The organism is Streptomyces sp. NRRL F-2664, assembly GCF_000719345.1.
In the GTDB taxonomy this organism is placed as follows: Bacteria; Actinomycetota; Actinomycetes; order Streptomycetales; family Streptomycetaceae; genus Streptomyces.
Window position 1 is genome coordinate 1 of sequence record NZ_JOFX01000042.1, and the last position, 16071, is coordinate 16071.

Annotated in this window: 12 protein-coding genes; 4 read left to right on the top strand and 8 right to left on the bottom strand. The window is 71.6% G+C overall.

Features of this window, described 5'->3' with window-relative positions:
• Positions 1-237: 237 nt before the first annotated feature.
• Genes IF89_RS0128625 through IF89_RS0128645 form a run of 5 tightly spaced genes read right to left on the bottom strand, consistent with a single transcriptional unit; the run spans position 238 to position 6053 of the window.
• Positions 238-1254 carry a LacI family DNA-binding transcriptional regulator gene (locus IF89_RS0128625; protein ID WP_420706975.1) on the bottom strand — a complete coding sequence of 339 codons (1017 nt, stop codon included), beginning with the start codon at positions 1252-1254 and terminating at the stop codon, positions 238-240.
• Positions 1242-2831, bottom strand: coding sequence for a glycoside hydrolase family 13 protein (locus tag IF89_RS0128630; RefSeq protein WP_030774184.1), 1590 nt, complete (start codon positions 2829-2831; stop codon positions 1242-1244). Before IF89_RS0128630 ends, IF89_RS0128625 begins: the two co-directional genes overlap by 13 nt.
• A gap of 51 nt (positions 2832-2882) precedes the next feature.
• Positions 2883-3725, bottom strand: coding sequence for a sugar ABC transporter permease (locus IF89_RS0128635; protein WP_030774187.1), 843 nt, complete (start codon positions 3723-3725; stop codon positions 2883-2885).
• 2 nt (positions 3726-3727) lie between these two features.
• Positions 3728-4774, bottom strand: a complete 1047-nt coding sequence (locus tag IF89_RS0128640) for a carbohydrate ABC transporter permease (protein WP_030774189.1) — start codon at positions 4772-4774, stop codon at positions 3728-3730.
• Positions 4775-4781: 7 nt separating this feature from the next.
• Complete coding sequence (locus IF89_RS0128645; RefSeq protein WP_030774191.1) at positions 4782-6053, bottom strand: extracellular solute-binding protein; 1272 nt, start codon at positions 6051-6053, stop codon at positions 4782-4784.
• Between the two features lie 222 nt (positions 6054-6275).
• Between IF89_RS0128645 and IF89_RS42525 the strand changes: the two genes are divergently transcribed.
• From IF89_RS42525 to IF89_RS0128660, 3 genes are all read left to right on the top strand, one after another.
• Positions 6276-8204: a glycoside hydrolase family 13 protein gene (locus IF89_RS42525; RefSeq protein WP_043194527.1), complete on the top strand. Its 1929-nt coding sequence runs from the start codon at positions 6276-6278 to the stop codon at positions 8202-8204.
• Positions 8205-8230: 26 nt separating this feature from the next.
• On the top strand, positions 8231-9271 hold the full coding sequence (locus IF89_RS0128655) for a LacI family DNA-binding transcriptional regulator (protein ID WP_030774196.1): 1041 nt from the start codon (positions 8231-8233) through the stop codon (positions 9269-9271).
• Positions 9272-9345: 74 nt separating this feature from the next.
• Positions 9346-10233 (top strand): phosphatase PAP2 family protein, encoded by an 888-nt coding sequence (locus IF89_RS0128660; protein ID WP_051807759.1) that lies wholly within the window; start codon positions 9346-9348, stop codon positions 10231-10233.
• On the opposite strand, the gene IF89_RS0128665 is transcribed toward IF89_RS0128660, so the two are convergent.
• Together IF89_RS0128665 and IF89_RS0128670 are read right to left on the bottom strand one after the other, a co-directional pair.
• Positions 10230-10739 carry a GNAT family N-acetyltransferase gene (locus IF89_RS0128665; protein WP_030774201.1) on the bottom strand — a complete coding sequence of 170 codons (510 nt, stop codon included), beginning with the start codon at positions 10737-10739 and terminating at the stop codon, positions 10230-10232. The two genes, IF89_RS0128660 and IF89_RS0128665, sit on opposite strands and share 4 nt — an antisense overlap.
• Complete coding sequence (locus IF89_RS0128670; protein WP_030774204.1) at positions 10736-11104, bottom strand: hypothetical protein; 369 nt, start codon at positions 11102-11104, stop codon at positions 10736-10738. The genes IF89_RS0128665 and IF89_RS0128670 overlap by 4 nt, the downstream gene beginning before the upstream one ends.
• Positions 11105-12063: 959 nt before the next feature.
• On the opposite strand from IF89_RS0128670, the gene IF89_RS0128675 reads away from it, so the two are divergent.
• The gene (locus IF89_RS0128675) at positions 12064-12930 is read left to right on the top strand and encodes a CAP domain-containing protein (protein ID WP_063831360.1); all 867 of its coding nucleotides are present in this window, start codon (positions 12064-12066) and stop codon (positions 12928-12930) included.
• Here the strand turns inward: IF89_RS0128675 and IF89_RS0128680 are convergent.
• Positions 12881-15877 (bottom strand): bifunctional [glutamine synthetase] adenylyltransferase/[glutamine synthetase]-adenylyl-L-tyrosine phosphorylase, encoded by a 2997-nt coding sequence (locus IF89_RS0128680; protein ID WP_030774210.1) that lies wholly within the window; start codon positions 15875-15877, stop codon positions 12881-12883. The genes IF89_RS0128675 and IF89_RS0128680 overlap by 50 nt on opposite strands.
• Between the last annotated feature and the right edge of the window lie 194 nt (positions 15878-16071).

A 16071-nucleotide genomic window follows, 5' to 3' on the forward strand; every position in this document is an offset into this window, starting at 1 on the left:
GGGAGCGCCCTTGACGGACCGACCCGGCACGGAAGGACGATGGGACTGACGGGAAACCCCCAGACCCTCCCCCACACCGATTCATCGAAGCCCGCCCCCGGATCCCGACCCGCAGGCAACCCGCCCCCGCCCCCACCGCCGACCGCGGCGGGTGGGCAACCACCGGCCGGGAGCGGGGAGCCGCGGGGGTGGAGCCCCCGAGCACCCGAGCACCCCACCCCCGCCACCCGCCGACCCCTACCCCGCCGGCACCTGGCCCGTCGAGCCGCGTACCACCAGCTCCGGCTGGAAGACGTACTCCGTGCGCTGGACCGGGGTTCCCGAGACCGCCTCCAGGAGGGCGCCGACGGCCGCCGTCGCCATCGCCCGGACCGGCTGGCGGACCGTGGTCAGCGGCGGGTCCGTGAACGCGATCAGCGGCGAGTCGTCGAAGCCGACCACCGACACGTCCTGCGGCACCCGCAGGCCGCGTTCGCGTGCGGCCCTTATGACGCCGAGTGCCATCGGGTCGCTGCCGCAGACGATGCCGGTGCACCCGCGGTCGAGGAGGGCGCCGCCCGCGGCGTGCCCGCCCTCCACCGTGAAGAGGGTGCGCTGGATCCGCCCCTCGGCCTCGGCGTCCGGTACGACGGCCCGGAAGCCCTGCTCCTTGCGGGCCGAGGGCACGTAGCGGGTCGGGCCGATGGCCAGGCCGATCCGTTCGTGCCCCAGGTCCTGCAGGTGCCGTACGGCCATCTCGGCCGCGGCGCGGTCGTCCGGGGAGATGAAGGGGGCGTTCACGTGCTCGTTGAAGCCGTTGATCATCACGAACGGCAGCCCGCGGGAGGCGAGGCGCTGGTAGCGCGCCGGGTCGGCGTGCGCGTCGGCGTGCAGTCCGGACAGGAAGACGATGCCGGTGACGCCGCGCTCCTCCAGCTGCTCGACCAGTTCGTCCTCGGTGGCTCCTCCCGGTGTCTGCGTGCACAGCACCGGGGTGTAGCCGTGTCCGGCCAGCGCCTGTTCGATGACCTGGGCGAACGCCGGGAAGATGGGGTTGGTGAGCTCCGGGATGAGCAGTCCGACCAGGCCGTTGCTGCGGCGCTTGAGCCGGACGGGCCGCTCGTAGCCCAGCAGGTCCATCGCGGCCAGCACCTTGTGCCGGGTGCCGGCCGCGACGCCCGCCTTGCCGTTGAGCACACGGCTGACCGTCGCTTCGCTGACCTGGGCCTGCGCAGCGATGTCCGTCAGCCGCAGCGCGGAGGTCACCCCTGCCACCACACCGTGGTGTCGGCGGGGAGTACGTCGGGCTCGGCGAGTTCGCCGCTGGTCAGCAGGACGGTGCCCGGGGCGGGCAGGCGTACCGGCTCACCGGTGGTGTTCGCGGTGCAGACGAAGTCCCCGCGGCGGAAGGCGAGGACGCCTTCGGGTGCGGGCAGCCACTCGACGGCGTCGCCGGCGCCGAGCTGCGGGTGGGCGCGGCGCACGCGCAGGGCGGAGCGGTACAGCTCCAGGGTGGAGGCCGGGTCGCCGGTCTGGGCCTCGACGCTCAGGCCGGCCCATTCGGCGGGCTGGGGCAGCCAGCTGCCGCCGGTGCCGAAGCCGTACGGGGCCTGGTCGCCGGACCACGGGAGCGGCACGCGGCAGCCGTCGCGCAGCCCGTCCTGGCCGTTCTCCTTGAAGAAGGAGGGGTCCTGGCGGACGTCGTCGGGCAGCTCGGTGACCTCGGGCAGGCCGAGTTCCTCGCCCTGGTAGACGTACGCCGATCCGGGCAGGGCCAGCATGAGCAGCGCGGCGGCGCGGGCGCGGTCCAGGCTGCCGAAGCGGGTGCGGTGGCGGACGACGTCGTGGTTGGACAGCACCCAGGTGGTGGGTGCGCCGACCGTCCGCATCGAGTCGAGGGATTCGTCGATGGTGGCGCGCAGCGCCGGGGCGTCCCAGCCGGTGGTCAGGTAGTGGAAGTTGAAGGCCTGGTGGAGCTCGTCGGGCCGCAGGTAGAGGGCGGTCCGGTCGGCGCTGGGGGTCCAGGCCTCGGCGACGCCGATGCGGTCGCCGGCGTACTCGTCGAGGACCTTGCGCCAGCTGCGGTAGATCTCGTGGACGCCGTCCTGATCGAAGAACGGGAGCACCTGGTTGCCGAGGAGCTTGAGCTGCTCGTCGCGGCCGAGGTCGGGCAGGCCGGGCGCCTTGACGAGGCCGTGGGCGACGTCGATGCGGAAGCCGTCGACGCCCAGGTCCAGCCAGAACCGCAGTACGGAGCGGAACTCGTCCTGGACGGCGGGGTGCTCCCAGTTGAAGTCGGGCTGCTCGGGGGCGAAGAGGTGCAGGTACCACTCGCCGTCGGCGACGCGGGTCCAGGCGGGACCGCCGAAGATCGACTCCCAGTCGTTGGGCGGGAGTTCGCCGTTCTCGCCCTGGCCGGGGCGGAAGTGGAAGCGTTCGCGCAGCGGCGTGCCGGGGCCTTCGCGGAGTGCCTGCTTGAACCATTCGTGCTGGTCGGAGCAGTGGTTGGGGACGAGGTCGACGATGATGCGCAGGCCGAGTTCGTGGGCTTCGCGGATCACGGCGTCGGCGTCGTGCAGGGTGCCGAACATGGGGTCGATGGCCCGGTAGTCGGCGACGTCGTAGCCGGCGTCGGCCTGCGGGGAGGCGTAGAAGGGGCTGAGCCAGACGGCGTCGACGCCCAGGTCCTTGAGGTAGGGCAGGCGGCTGCGGATGCCTTCGAGGTCCCCCATGCCGTCCCCGTTGGAGTCGGCGAAGCTGCGCGGATAGACCTGGTAGATCACCGCGTCTCTCCACCAGCCGGGCAGGGTGCCGGTGGTGGTGGGAAGTGCGTCGGCGAGGTGCTGGGTCATGTCGTCCTTGAAGAGGTCGGGCCGGGAGGTGGAACGGGCAGGCTCGGGTGGTCAGCCCTTGGTGGCGCCTGCCGTCATCCCGGCGACGAGGTGACGCTGGGCGAATACGAAGAAGATCGCCGCGGGGATGGCGATGAGGACCGAGGCGGCGCTCATGGCACCCCAGTTGGAGGTGTACTGGGTGACGAAGGTCTGCAGGCCGCCGGCCAGGGTGAGGTTCTCGTCGCCGACCATGAAGGCGGAGGCGTAGGCGACCTCGCCCCATGCGGTGATGAAGGCGTAGAAGCCGGTGACGGCGAGGCCGGGCTTGGCGAGCGGGAGGATCAGCCGCCAGAAGGTGCCGAAGGGGTTCAGCCCGTCGACGCGGCCGGATTCGTCGATCTCGACGGGGATGGTGTCGAAGAAGCCCTTCATCATCCATGCGCAGAACGGCACGGCGATGGTGAGGTAGGTGATGATCAGGCCGACGGGCTGGTTGAGCAGCCCGAGCTGTCCCATCAGGTTGTAGAGCGGGACGATCAGGATGGCCATGGGGAACATCTGCGTGATGAGCAGGGTCCACATGAGGGGCTTCATGCCGGGGAACTTGAAGCGGCTGACCGCGTATCCGGTGGTGGCGGCGATGAAGACACCGAGGACGGTGGTGACGCCGGCGACCAGGACGGAGTTGAGGAACCAGTCCAGGAAGTGGCTCGACTCCAGCAGGTACGTGTAGTTGCTGAGCGTGGGTTCCTTGACGAAGTCCGTGGTGATCGCGTGCTGCGCGGGCTTGAGCGAGGTCAGCAGGATCCACAGGACGGGGAAGACGGCGACGACGGATGCGACGACGAGCGTGGCGTGCAGGCCGACGGAGGCGAGCGGGGAGCGGCTGCCCCGGGTACGCGTGCTGGTCATGGTCACCACACCTCTCCCTGCTTGCGCAGCGAGCGCCGGTAGACCAGCGCGAAGATCATGAGCAGCAGGAGGATCAGTACGCCCCACGTCGCGGAGACGGCGAAGTCGCGCGGGCTCGTGATGAAGGCCTCCCGGAAGGCCTGGGTCACCAGGATCTCGGTGGAGTCTCCCGGTCCGCCGCGGGTGAGCAGGAAGATCACCGGGAACATGTTGAAGGTCCAGATGGTGGAGAGCAGGATCACGGTCATGCTCACCGCGCGCAGTCCGGGCAGGGTGATGTGCCGGAAGCGCTGCCAGGCGCTGGCGCCGTCCATCTCGGCGGCTTCGTACAGCTCGCCGGGGATGGACTGCAGGCCGCCGAGGAGGGCGACCATCATGAAGGGGATGCCCAGCCAGACGTTGACGGCGATGACGGAGAACTTGGCCCAGGTGGGGTCGTCGAGCCACGGCACGGCGACGATGCCGCCGCCGTCGAGGACCTTGTTGAGGATGCCGTTGTCGCGGTTGAAGAGGAACCGCCAGGCGAAGACGGAGACGAAGCCGGGCACGGCCCAGGGCAGGATGAGCGCCATGCGGTAGGCGGCGCGGCCCCGGAACTGCCGGTTGAGCATGTTGGCGAGGGTCAGTCCGAGCACGAACGTGATGGACACGCACGCGACGGTCCAGATGACCGTCCACACCAGCCGCTGCAGGAACACCGGGTCGCCGAGGACGGCCGTGTAGTTGTCGAGTCCGATGAACTCGTAACTGGCGTCGATGTGGCGGGCGCCGATGTCACGGGCGACGTTGCGCTCGTTGGCGTCGGTCAGCGACAGGTAGATGCCGCGGACGAGCGGCCAGCCGATGATCACGCCGAGGACGAGCACCACCGGGGCGACCATGGTCCAGGCGTACCAGTGCGTGGCGAGGGCGCGCCTGAGGCCGCCTTCGTTCCGTGTCTTGCCTGTGTTCCCGCTGTCAGTCCAGCGGCTCCGGCCGCGGACGGCGGAGTCGTTCCCGACTCCGTCGTCCGCGGCCTTCACCACCGACTGGCTGGTGTCAGCAGCCATCGTTTCGTTACTTCCAGCCCTTGAGGATCTTGCGGAACTCGATACCGGCCGCCTTGGCCGCGTCCTCCGGGCTCGACGCCCCGGTGATCGCCTTGGTGTACTCGACCTTCAGCGGCTCGAAGAGGGAGCCGTTCTCCGGGATCCAGGCGCGCTCGACGGCCTTGTCCACGGCCGGCTTGAAGAACTGGACCATCTCGCTGCTCTTGACGTCCGGCTGCTCGTAGGCGGCGGTACGGGTCGGCAGCAGGCTCAGCTCCTTGGCGGACTGGACCTGGACCTCCTGCGAGGTCATGTACTCGACGAAGGCGTGGGCGGCGGCGCGGTTCTTCGAGCCGGCGTAGACGCCGAGGTCGTGGCCGCCCTGCGGGGCGCCGGCCTTGGCGGAGCCGGCCGGGACGGCGGCGATGCCGAGGTTGGCCTTGTCCTTGAACTGGTCGCCGGCGTAGGTGTCGGCGACGGCCCACGGACCGTTGATCATCATGGCGGCCTCGCCGGTCTTGAAGGCCGTCTGCATGTTGGCGTAGCCGTCGGTGGCGTTGGTGATCGCCGCACCCGAGGCGACCAGGTCGCGGGCGGTCTTGAAGGCCTTGACGCCCGCCTCGTTGTCGACGGTGACCGTCTTGTTCTTCGCGTCGACGAGGTCGCCGCCCTCGCCGTAGATCAGCGGGAGGAACCAGTAGGAGTCGTCGCCGCGCAGGTAGAGGGCGGCCTTGCCGGTCTTCGCCTTGATGGCCTCGGCGGCGGTCTTCAGCTCCGCCAGGGTCTTCGGGGGCTCGACGCCGGCGTCGGCGAGCATCTTCTTGTTGTAGAAGAGGCCGAGGGTGTCGATGACCTGCGGCACGGCGTAGGTCTTGCCCTCGTACTTGCCGCTGGCCGCGGCCTGCGGCAGGAACTCGCTGTCGACCTTCTTCGCCATGTCCGCCGGAACCTCGTCGAGGTAGCCGAGGGAGGCGAAGTCCGCGACCCAGCCGACGTCGGCGCGGATCACGTCAGGCGCGTCGGAACCGCTGCTGAAGGCGTTCTTCACCTTGTTCTGCGCGTCGCCGTACGGGACGTTGACGTACTTGACGGTGACCTTCGGGTGCTTCGCGGTGAACGCCTCCGCGATCTTCTGGAAGCTGGCCTTCTCGGCGTCGTTCGCGGTGTCCCACCACGTGACCGTGCCGGAAAGCTCGCCGCCGGCGTCGGTCCCGCCGTCGCCCTTGTCGTCACCGCCGCAAGCCGTCGCCGCGAGCGCCAGGGCCGCGACCAGCGCGGTGGCCGCTATGCCACGCCGCATATGAACTCCTTCGATGATCCCGGCCGCGCCCTCGCGGTCCCGAGTTGCCAGGAACGTAACAAGACTGAAAGAGGACCGAAAGGCCTTGCGCAAACTTTCTGCAAGCGGAGGCGATCGTTACATCCGTGTGTCCGGACGGTTGCCGCAGCTTGCTGTTAGTTCGAGTCGTCTTCGACTGCCCGGGCCCGCAACCAGGGGGGCAGTGGCGGCGTTGACCCCGATATGACCCATGAGTCGACGGCCGTCGGCCTTGCAAGCGCTTACAGCAACGCGACGACTGCGAGCGGTGACTGGTGGCGCGAAGCCGTCATCTACCAGGTGTACGTACGCTCCTTCGCCGACAGCGACGGCGACGGGATCGGCGACCTGCGCGGTGTCCGCCAACGCCTCCCCCACCTCGCCCGCCTCGGGGTCGACGCCGTGTGGCTCACCCCCTTCTACGTCTCCCCCCAGGCGGACGGCGGCTACGACGTCGCCGACTACCGGGCCGTCGATCCGCTCTTCGGCGACCTCGCCGACGCCGACGAGCTGGTCCGGGCCGCCCACGGGCTCGGGCTGCGGGTCATCGTGGACGTGGTCCCTAACCACACCTCGGAGCAGCACCCGTGGTTCCGGGCCGCGCTCGCCGGGGAGCCGGGGGCGCGGGAGCGCTACCTCTTCCGCCGCGGGCGGGGACCCGGCGGGGACCTCCCGCCGAACGACTGGGAGTCGATCTTCGGCGGTCCGGCGTGGACGCGGGTCGCGGACGGCGAGTGGTACCTGCACCTGTTCGCGCCCGAGCAGCCGGACCTGGACTGGACCCACCCCGAGGTCATGGCGGAGTTCGACTCGATCCTCCGCTTCTGGCTCGACCTCGGCGTCGACGGCTTCCGCATCGACGTCGCCCACGGCATGGTCAAGGCGGAGGGCCTGCCGGACATCGGCCGCGGCGCCCAGGCCACGCTGATCGGCACCGAACCGCTGCCGTTCTTCGACCAGGACGGGGTCCACGAGATCCACCGCTCGTGGCGGCGGCTGCTCGACTCCTACGAGGGGTCGCGCATCGGGGTCGCCGAGGCGTGGGCCCCGTCCTCGGAGCGGCTCGCCCTGTACGTCCGCCCGGACGAGCTCCACCAGGCGTTCAACTTCCGCTTCCTGACCTGCCCGTGGGACCCGGAGGCGATGCGTACGGTGATCGACGAGTCGCTGTCCGCCACCACCTCGGTCGGCGCCCCCACCACCTGGGTCCTGTCGAACCACGACGTGGTCCGCCACGTCACCCGCTACGGGGGCGGGGCGCAGGGCCTGGCCCGCGCCCGCGCCGCGGCCATGCTGATGCTGTCCCTCCCGGGCTCGGCCTACCTCTACCAGGGCGAGGAACTGGGCCTGCCGGAGGTCGCCTCCCTCCCCCCGGAATCCCGGCAGGACCCCGCCTTCCGCCGCGGGCGCCGCCCGCAGTCCCCCTCCGTCGTCGCCCCGCGCCCCGCCGAACCCCCCACCCCGCCGCCGACGCCCCGAACCCGGCCCGCGGCCGAGATCCCCGCCCGCCCGCACACCACCGCGCGCGTCCAGCCCGCGCCGCAGGCGCAGAACCCCGACCGGGCGGAACCAGGCGACCGGACCGGGGCCGTCCCCGGACCGCAGAGCGCGCCGCAGGCGCAGGGCGCCGGTCGGGCGCAGCCCGGCAGTGGGCCCGGGCCTGAGCCCGATCTGCAGACCGCGCCGGAGGCGGAAGGGCAGGACGGGCTGCGCGACGGCTGTCGCGTCCCCATCCCCTGGGCCGGCGCGGAGCCCCCCTACGGGTTCGGTCCGGCCGGGAGCTGGCTGCCGCAGCCCCCCGAGTGGGCCGGGCTCAGCGTCGCCGCCCAGACCGGCGACCCCCACTCCACGCTGGAGCTCTACCGCGCCGCCCTGGAGCTGCGCCGGGCCATGCCCGGCCTCGGCGCCCCCGAGGCCGGTGCATCCCCCGATCCCGGCGGGATGCGCTGGCTCCCCGCCCCCGAGGGAGTGCTCCTCTTCACGCGCCCCGGCTTCGCCTGCACCCTCAACACCCGCCCCGACCCCGTGGAACTCCCCGCACCCGGGCGCCCCGTACTCTCCAGCTCCCCCGTCGAGACCGACGGCCGCACCGTCCGTCTTCCCCCGGATTCGTGCACGTGGTGGGCATTTTGACGTGGCGGCCGGTACAGTCCAATCCCGTGACCGCACGGCTAGCCGACATCGCAGCCCAGGCGGGGGTCAGCGAAGCCACAGTCAGCCGCGTGCTCAACGGCAAGCCCGGTGTGGCCGCGGGCACCCGCGAATCAGTGCTGGCCGCGCTCGACGTCCTCGGCTACGAGCGCCCCGTACGCCTGCGCCAGCGCAGCGCCGGCCTCGTCGGCCTGATCACGCCCGAGCTGGACAACCCCATCTTCCCCGCGCTCGCCCAGGTCATCGGCCAGGCGCTGACCCGCCAGGGCTACACGCCCGTCCTCGCCACGCAGACGCCCGGCGGCTCCACCGAGGACGAGCTGACCGAGATGCTCGTCGACCGCGGCGTCTCCGGGATCATCTTCGTTTCCGGCCTGCACGCCGACACCACGGCCGATATGGGCCGTTACGACCAACTGCGCGGGCAGGGCGTCCCCTACGTCCTGATCAACGGCTTCTCCGACAAGGTGCAGGCCCCCTTCGTCTCCCCCGACGACCGCGCCGCGATGCACCTCGCGGTCACCCACCTCGCCGCGCTCGGCCACACCCGGATCGGCCTCGCGGTCGGACCGAAGCGCTTCGTGCCGGTCCTGCGCAAGATCGAGGGCTTCCGGGCGGGGATGAAGGAGCGCCTCGGCCTCGACGAGGCCGAGACCGAGGAACTGGTCCAGCACTCCCTCTACTCCCTCGAAGGCGGCCAGGCCGCCGCGTCCGCGCTGATCGCACGCGGCTGCACGGCGGTGGTCTGCGCGAGCGACATGATGGCGCTCGGTGCGATCCGCGCCGCCCGCCAGCAGGGGCTGCGTGTACCGCACGACGTCTCGGTCGTCGGTTTCGACGACTCCCCGCTCATAGCCTTCACCGATCCGCCGCTGACCACCATCCGCCAGCCCGTGCAGGCGATGGGCCAGGCGGCGGTGCGGACCCTGCTGGAGGAGATCGGCGGTACGCCGGCCCCGCACAGTGAGTTCGTGTTCCTGCCGGAACTGGTGGTGCGCGGCTCCACGGCCTCGGGCCCCGGCCAGCGGCGCAGCGCCTCTCGTACTTGAGACGGACCGGCTGCGCCGAAGACCGTACCGAGGGATGATCGGAGGCGGGAGCTCATCTGGCAGACTCTCTCCCCATGGGTGAATCGAGCGTGAAGACACTGGAAACCCGGACGGACGTCTCCTCACCCGTAGTGGTCGAGACCGAGACCCGCCCGGCGTCCGACCGCGCCCCGCTCGCCCGGCTGCGCGTCCCGCGCCGGCCGCGGATCTGGTTCGAGATCCTGCTGATCGCCATCAGCTACTGGACCTACTCGCTGATCCGCAACGCCGTGCCCGAGCAGAAGTCGATCGCCCTCGCGAACGCCGACTGGATCTGGAGCGTCGAGCAGACCCTCGGCATCGCCGTGGAGCAGTCGGTCAACCACGCCGTCAATTCCGTGACGTGGCTGATCGTGGGCATGAACTACTACTACGCGACGCTCCACTTCGTCGTGACCATCGGCGTGCTGGTGTGGATCTACCGCTTCCATCCGGGCCGGTACGCCGCCACGCGCCTGGTCCTCTTCGCCACCACCGGCGTGGCTCTGGTGGGCTACTACTTCTACCCGCTCGCGCCGCCGCGGCTGATGAACGGGCAGAACTTCATCGACACCGTACTGGTCCACCACACCTGGGGCTCGATGGCCTCCGGGAACCTCAAGAACATGTCGAACCAGTACGCTGCGATGCCGTCCATGCACATAGGGTGGTCGCTCTGGTGCGGGCTGACGATCTTCGCGGTCGCCTCGGCCCCCTGGGCGCGGATCCTGGGTCTGCTCTATCCGACGGCGACCCTCGTCGTCATCGTGGCCACCGCCAACCACTTCTGGCTCGACGCCGTCGGCGGCATGATCTGCCTGGCGTTCGGCTACACCGTCTCGCGCTCCTGGTACGGCGCGATGCCGCACCGCCTGCCCCGGCACCCCGAGCACACGGGCCCGCATCCGGCGTCGGAGCTCCTGAACCGTTTCCGCACCCGCTAGGCCCCGACGCTCCTGCGCTCGTATTCGACCTGGGTCAGCGGCCGCCCGTCGCCGAAGTCGTGGGCGCGGACGGCGCCGCTCTCGGTGAAACCGGCCTTGGTGTAGAAGCGCCGCGACTGTGGGGTGTCGCGCAGCGTCCACAGATGAGCCCGGGCGAACCCGGCACCGCGCAGGTGCCCCAGCGTCTCGGTCATCAGGACAGCGGCGACGCCCGTTCCCCAGCCTTCCGGGTGGCTGTAGAAGGAGAGGATCTCGGCGAGGCCGGGCCTGGTCGAGGACGGGCGGTATACGGACATGGCCACCGGCCGGCCGTCCGCTTCGGCCAGCAGGATCGTGGAGTCCTGCTGTGCGAGCCGTGCGTGCCAGCGGGTACGCCTGCTCGCGATCCCGTCCGCGGCGAATCCCGGATCGAAGAAGGGCGCGTACGCCGCCTCCCAGGCGGCGGCGTGGATCGCGCCGAGGACGTCCCCGTCGTACGGGCCCGCGCGGCGAACCGTGAACGTCATGGCGACCACCTGACGACTACTCCCCGCTGCCGGGCTGCGGGTACGCGTGCGGGGGCGTGGGCCGCCCCCGTACCGGGGGCGATCCCTTCCAGGGCTTCGGTGAGCGTGCGCACGTACGCCTGATCGGTGAGGATCCGCACCCGGGCGAAGGGTCGGCTGAGCCGTCCCTCCTGCGCCAGGATCCTACGCAGGAGGGGCGCCGCCGAAACGGCCGGAGCACCGATCTCTCCGAGGCCGCGGACCACCTCCTGCACCGGGAGGTCGGACCGGCCGGTCCAGGCCGGGTCCACCTCTGCCGACAGCACCGGCACGGACGGCTCCGGGTCGCCCGTGGGCCGCCCGTACACGTGCGCGGCCTGGTCCACGCTCCGGGGGGCTCCGTCAGGCGGCGCACGGGTTCCGCCTGTACGGCGGTCACGCTGCAGCTCGCGCCCGGGCTGCGCTCCGGATCGAGGTTTCCACGACCCGGCGGATCGATATCCGGTGACGCACAACCCCAAGGACCAATAACCGGGGAAATGACCTTCCCTACCTCCCCCTCCCCTCTCGCCCGGGCGGATTGATCACCCCAACCGAGCTGGCGCGCAGGGCAATTCCCGGGCACTTCGGCTCCCGACAACCCCATAAACGCATTCGACCCACGGCCCGGCTGCGGCTGCGCGATTCGCGGCTGCTGCTCTCCGAGCGCGACACGGTACGCCTGGCGCCCCGCCGCGGCCCTGTGGTGGGAGCACCGGCTGAACCCCCGGCGCCGACCGCCGCGCTCACGCGCTCGCTGCCGACCCAGCCGATGACGACCGAAGCGGCGCCCGCGTACCCCGGCGTTTCCCCTTCCCGGCGATCACGCCCACCGTCGACCTGATCATTCACGGCCCCGTCGGCAATTCCTCCGAATGAGTCCCGCGGAAACAGGGCAGGCGTTCACGACGCAGCGATCCGGCAGCCGGTTGCGTGACATGCGTCACGACACGGGTCCCGGCGCCGGAGGGCTTCTCGGGCGGGCCACCCCGTCGACATTTCGTCATTTGTCCCTTTTGGATTCGACATTCCCCTCTCCTGCGGGAACGGAATCCCGACGACCGCCTTACCTTGGCCCTACTTCCCTGGTCACGGCCGGTCCTGAAAACACATCACATGGCGGTGACAGTGACCTGATCGTGACCATGCACGATCACCGGCCTCTTTCAAGCCGCGCGCCGAATCCCCGGGGCGCTCGCGAATCGGAAACTTGCCAGGCCAATGGCGGGCTTCTAAGAATGTCGACCATTCCGGCGTCCCGCAGTTCCGGCGCCGGAGGCTTCGCGATCACCGAATGAGGTTACGCATGCAGAAGCATCGGAAGAAGAAGCAGTACCGGAAGATAGTCATCGGCGTCAGCGCACTGGGAATCGTGGGTGTTCCCACGGCCGCCATGGCCTGCTTCGACACGGGCGACGACTCCGGCCGGACCCGGACCGTGAGCCACCAGGCGCAGCGCCCGTGGCAGTACGTGCCCTCGGCCGACCCGAACACCATGGTCCCGGTGGACGTCCCCACGACGCCGACCAGCCCGCCGGCGACCGAACAGCCGGCCGCGGAGCCCACCCGGCCCGCCCCGCCCCCGCAGGCGCAGCCGACGCAGGCGCAGCCTCCGCAGATCGCGAAGCCGCAGCCCGCGAAGCCGCCGGCCACCAGGAAGCCGCAGGCGCCGCAGCCGCCGCAGACCTCGCCCGCGCCGGCCGCCTCCGGCTCCGTCGCCGCCGTCCTCGCCCTGGTCAACCAGGAGCGCGCCGCCGCCGGATGCCAGGCCGTCACCCTGAACGCGAAGCTCACGAAGGCCGCGCAGGACCACAGCGCGGACATGGCCGCCCACAGCAACATGTCCCACACCGGCTCCGACGGCTCGAACCCCGGCACGCGCATCACCCGTGCCGGCTACGCGTGGAGCACGTACGGCGAGAACGTCGCCTACGGCTACAGCACGCCCGAAAAGGTCATGGAGGGCTGGATGAACAGCCCCGGCCACCGCGCGAACATCCTGAACTGCTCCTTCAAGGAGATCGGCATCGGCCTCGCCCAGCCGAACTCCTACTGGACCCAGAACTTCGGCACGGCCCGCTGCCGCGGTGCGTGCGCGGTGGTGCCCGGCGGTGCGCGGGCGGTCAGCCTCCGTAGAACAACTCCTCGACCACCGCGCGGGCGCGGCGGGTGATGCGGCGGTAGTCGTCCAGCAGTTCACCGACCGTGCCTTCGGCGTAGCCGAGGTAGCGGCCGACCGCCGCCAGCTCGCGGGCCTCGGACGGGAAGGTGTCCCCGGCGCGGCCGCGCACCAGCATCACGGCGTTGCGGACCCGGGTCGCCAGGACCCAGGCCTCGTCCAGGATCTGCGCCTCGTCGGTCGGGATCAGGCCGGCCGCGTGCGCGGCCGCGAGGGCCTCGCGGGTCCGGGTGGTCCGCAGGCCCGGTTCGGCCCAGGCGTGCCGCATCTGGATCAGCTGGACGGTCCACTCGACGTCGCTGAGTCCACCGCGGCCCAGCTTGGTGTGCAGGGTCGGATCGGCTCCGCGCGGCAGCCGCTCCGACTCCATCCGCGCCTTCAGACGGCGGATCTCACGCACGGCGTCCTCGCCGAGCCCCTCGGCCGGGTAGCGCAGCGGGTCGATCAGCTCGATGAAGCGCCGCCCGAGCTCCTCCTCGCCCGCCACCGGCTCGGCCCGCAGCAGCGCCTGGCTCTCCCAGGTCAGCGACCAGCGTCGGTAGTAGGCGGCGTAGGAGGCCAGCGTGCGCGCCAGCGGGCCGGAACGCCCCTCGGGGCGCAGGTCGGCGTCGATGAGCAGCGGCGGGTCCGCGGTGGGGAGCTGCAGCAGCCTGCGCATCTCGGCGATGACGGTCTGCGAGGCCTTGGCCGCCTCCTGCTCGTCGACGCCCTCGCGCGGTTCGTGCACGAAGAGGACGTCGGCGTCGGATCCGTAGCCGAGTTCGTGGCCGCCGAAGCGGCCGACGCCGATGACGGCGAAGCGGGTGGGCAGGGTGTCGCCGAAGTGCGACTGGACGGCGGCGCGCAGGGCGCCCGCGACGGTCGCCGCGGTGAGGTCGGAGACGGCCCCGCCGACCCGGTCGACCAGGGCTCCGTGGTCCTCCTCGGCCGGGCTGTCCTCCGTACCGTAGGAGCCGATGATGTCGGCCGCGGCCGTACGGAACAGCTCGCGGCGGCGCACCCCGCGGGCCGCGGCGACCGCCGCCTCGGGAGTGTCGGCACGCCCGACGGCGGCGAGGACCTCCTGGCAGAGGGCCTCCTGCGTACGGGGCGCCAGTCCCTCGGGGTCGCCGAGCAGGGCCACTGCCTCCGGGGCCCGCATCAGCAGGTCGGGGGCGAGGCGGCCGGCGGACAGGACGCGGGCGAGGTTCTCGGCGGCCGCGCCCTCGTCGCGCAGCAGCCGCAGGTACCAGGGGGTCTTGCCGAGGGCGTCGGAGACTTTGCGGAAGTTCAGCAGGCCGGCGTCCGGGTCGGCGGAGTCGGCGAACCAGCCCAGCATCACCGGAAGCAGGGTGCGCTGGATGGCGGCCTTGCGGGTGACGCCGGACGCGAGGGCTTCGAGGTGGCGCAGCGCGGAGGCCGGGTCGGCGTAGCCGAGGGCTTCGAGGCGCTGGCCCGCGGCGCGCGGGGAGAGCCGGGTCTCGCCGGGGGCGAGCTGGGCGACGGCGTCGAGCAGCGGCCGGTAGAAGAGCTTCTCGTGCAGGCGGCGTACGACGGAGGCGTGCCGGCGCCAGGCCCTGTTGAGCTCGGCGACGGGTTCGGTGCGCAGGCCCATGGAGCGGCCCAGGCGCCGCAGGTCGTTCTCGTCCTCGGGGACGAGGTGGGTGCGGCGCAGCCGGTAGAGCTGGATGCGGTGCTCCATGGTGCGCAGGAAGCGGTACGCGTCGTGCAGCTGGGCGGCGTCGGCGCGGCCGACGTAGCCGCCGGCGGCGAGGGCGTGCAGGGCGTCGAGGGTGGTGCCGGAGTGCAGGGTGGCGTCGCTGCGGCCGTGGACGAGCTGGAGGAGCTGGACGGCGAACTCGACGTCGCGCAGGCCGCCGGGGCCGAGTTTGAGCTCCCGGTCGACCTGCGCGGCGGGGATGTTGTCGACGACGCGGCGGCGCATCTGCTGGACGTCGGGGACGAAGTTGTCGCGTTCGGCCGCCTGCCAGACCAGGGGCGTTATGGCGTCGATGTAGGCGGAGCCCAGGGCCTCGTCGCCGGCGACGGCGCGGGCCTTCAGGAGCGCCTGGAACTCCCAGGTCTTGGCCCAGCGCTGGTAGTAGGCCAGGTGGGAGGAGAGCGTGCGGACGAGGGGGCCGTTGCGGCCCTCGGGGCGGAGGTTGGCGTCGACGGGCCAGATGGTGCCCTCGACGGTGGTCTCCGAGCAGATGCGCATCAGGTGGGAGGCGAGGCGGGTGGCGGCTTGGAGGGCCTTGGACTCGTCGCCGCCGGCCGCGCCGTTCACCGCCTCCCCGACGAAGATCACGTCGACGTCGGAGACGTAGTTGAGCTCGTTGCCGCCGCACTTTCCCATCGCGATGACGGCGAGGCGGCAGAGCGCCGCGTCCTGGGGGGCGGCGGCGGTGGCGATCCGCAGGGCCGCGCGGAGGGTGGCGGTGGCGAGGTCGGCGAGCTCGGCGGCGGTCTGGGCGACGTCGATGGTGCCGCAGACGTCGCGGGCCGCGATGGAGAGCAGGCAGCGGCGGTAGGCGACGCGCAGGGCGACGGGGTCGTGGGCGTCCGCGAGGCCGCGCTCGAACTCGGGCAGTCCGGGATGCAGGTCCGCGGCCTCGTACGTGACGAGGCCGCGCCAGTCGCGGGGGTGGCGGGCGAGGTGGTCGCCGAGGGCCTCGGAGGCTCCGAGTACGCCGAGGAGGCGGTCGCGGAGGGGCTTGGCGCTGACGAGGGTGTCGAGGAGCCCGGGGAGGTCGCCGGCCGGCTGGGCCTCGGCGAGCCGGACCAGCCCACGCAGGGCGAGGTCGGGGTCGGCGGTCGCCCCGAGGGCGTCGAGGAGGACGGGATCGGCGCGGACGGCGGAGAGCACGTCGCAGTCGAGCAGCCGGGCGGCCGCGGAGGGGTCGGTGAAACCGCTGCGGAGCAGTCGGATGAAGGTGCTGCTCCTGCGTCCCGGGACCGTCATCCCGCCGCCTCCCGCGGTCGTCGCTGCCACTGCCCGGGCTCTGTGCTGCCCGGGCTCTGCACTGCCCGGGCTCTGCGCTGTGCTGCAGCGCACTGCACTGCACCGACTGCTCTGCGCTGACTGCTCGCACTGCCCTGACCTGCCGGGGACGAGCCTAGCCGGAGCAGGCGTTCGACTCACCGGGACGTACCATG

Bases quoted from the DNA above. Each gene is read 5' to 3' on its own strand.
- IF89_RS0128630 (WP_030774184.1), bottom strand. From the start codon at position 2,831: ATGACCCAGCACCTCGCCGACGCACTTCCCACCACCACCGGCACCCTG.
- IF89_RS0128635 (WP_030774187.1), bottom strand. From the start codon at position 3,725: ATGACCAGCACGCGTACCCGGGGCAGCCGCTCCCCGCTCGCCTCCGTC.
- IF89_RS0128640 (WP_030774189.1), bottom strand. From the start codon at position 4,774: ATGGCTGCTGACACCAGCCAGTCGGTGGTGAAGGCCGCGGACGACGGA.
- IF89_RS0128645 (WP_030774191.1), bottom strand. From the start codon at position 6,053: ATGCGGCGTGGCATAGCGGCCACCGCGCTGGTCGCGGCCCTGGCGCTC.
- IF89_RS42525 (WP_043194527.1), top strand. From the start codon at position 6,276: ATGACCCATGAGTCGACGGCCGTCGGCCTTGCAAGCGCTTACAGCAAC.
- IF89_RS0128660 (WP_051807759.1), top strand. From the start codon at position 9,346: ATGGGTGAATCGAGCGTGAAGACACTGGAAACCCGGACGGACGTCTCC.
- IF89_RS0128665 (WP_030774201.1), bottom strand. From the start codon at position 10,739: ATGACGTTCACGGTTCGCCGCGCGGGCCCGTACGACGGGGACGTCCTC.
- IF89_RS0128675 (WP_063831360.1), top strand. From the start codon at position 12,064: ATGCAGAAGCATCGGAAGAAGAAGCAGTACCGGAAGATAGTCATCGGC.
- IF89_RS0128680 (WP_030774210.1), bottom strand. From the start codon at position 15,877: ATGACGGTCCCGGGACGCAGGAGCAGCACCTTCATCCGACTGCTCCGC.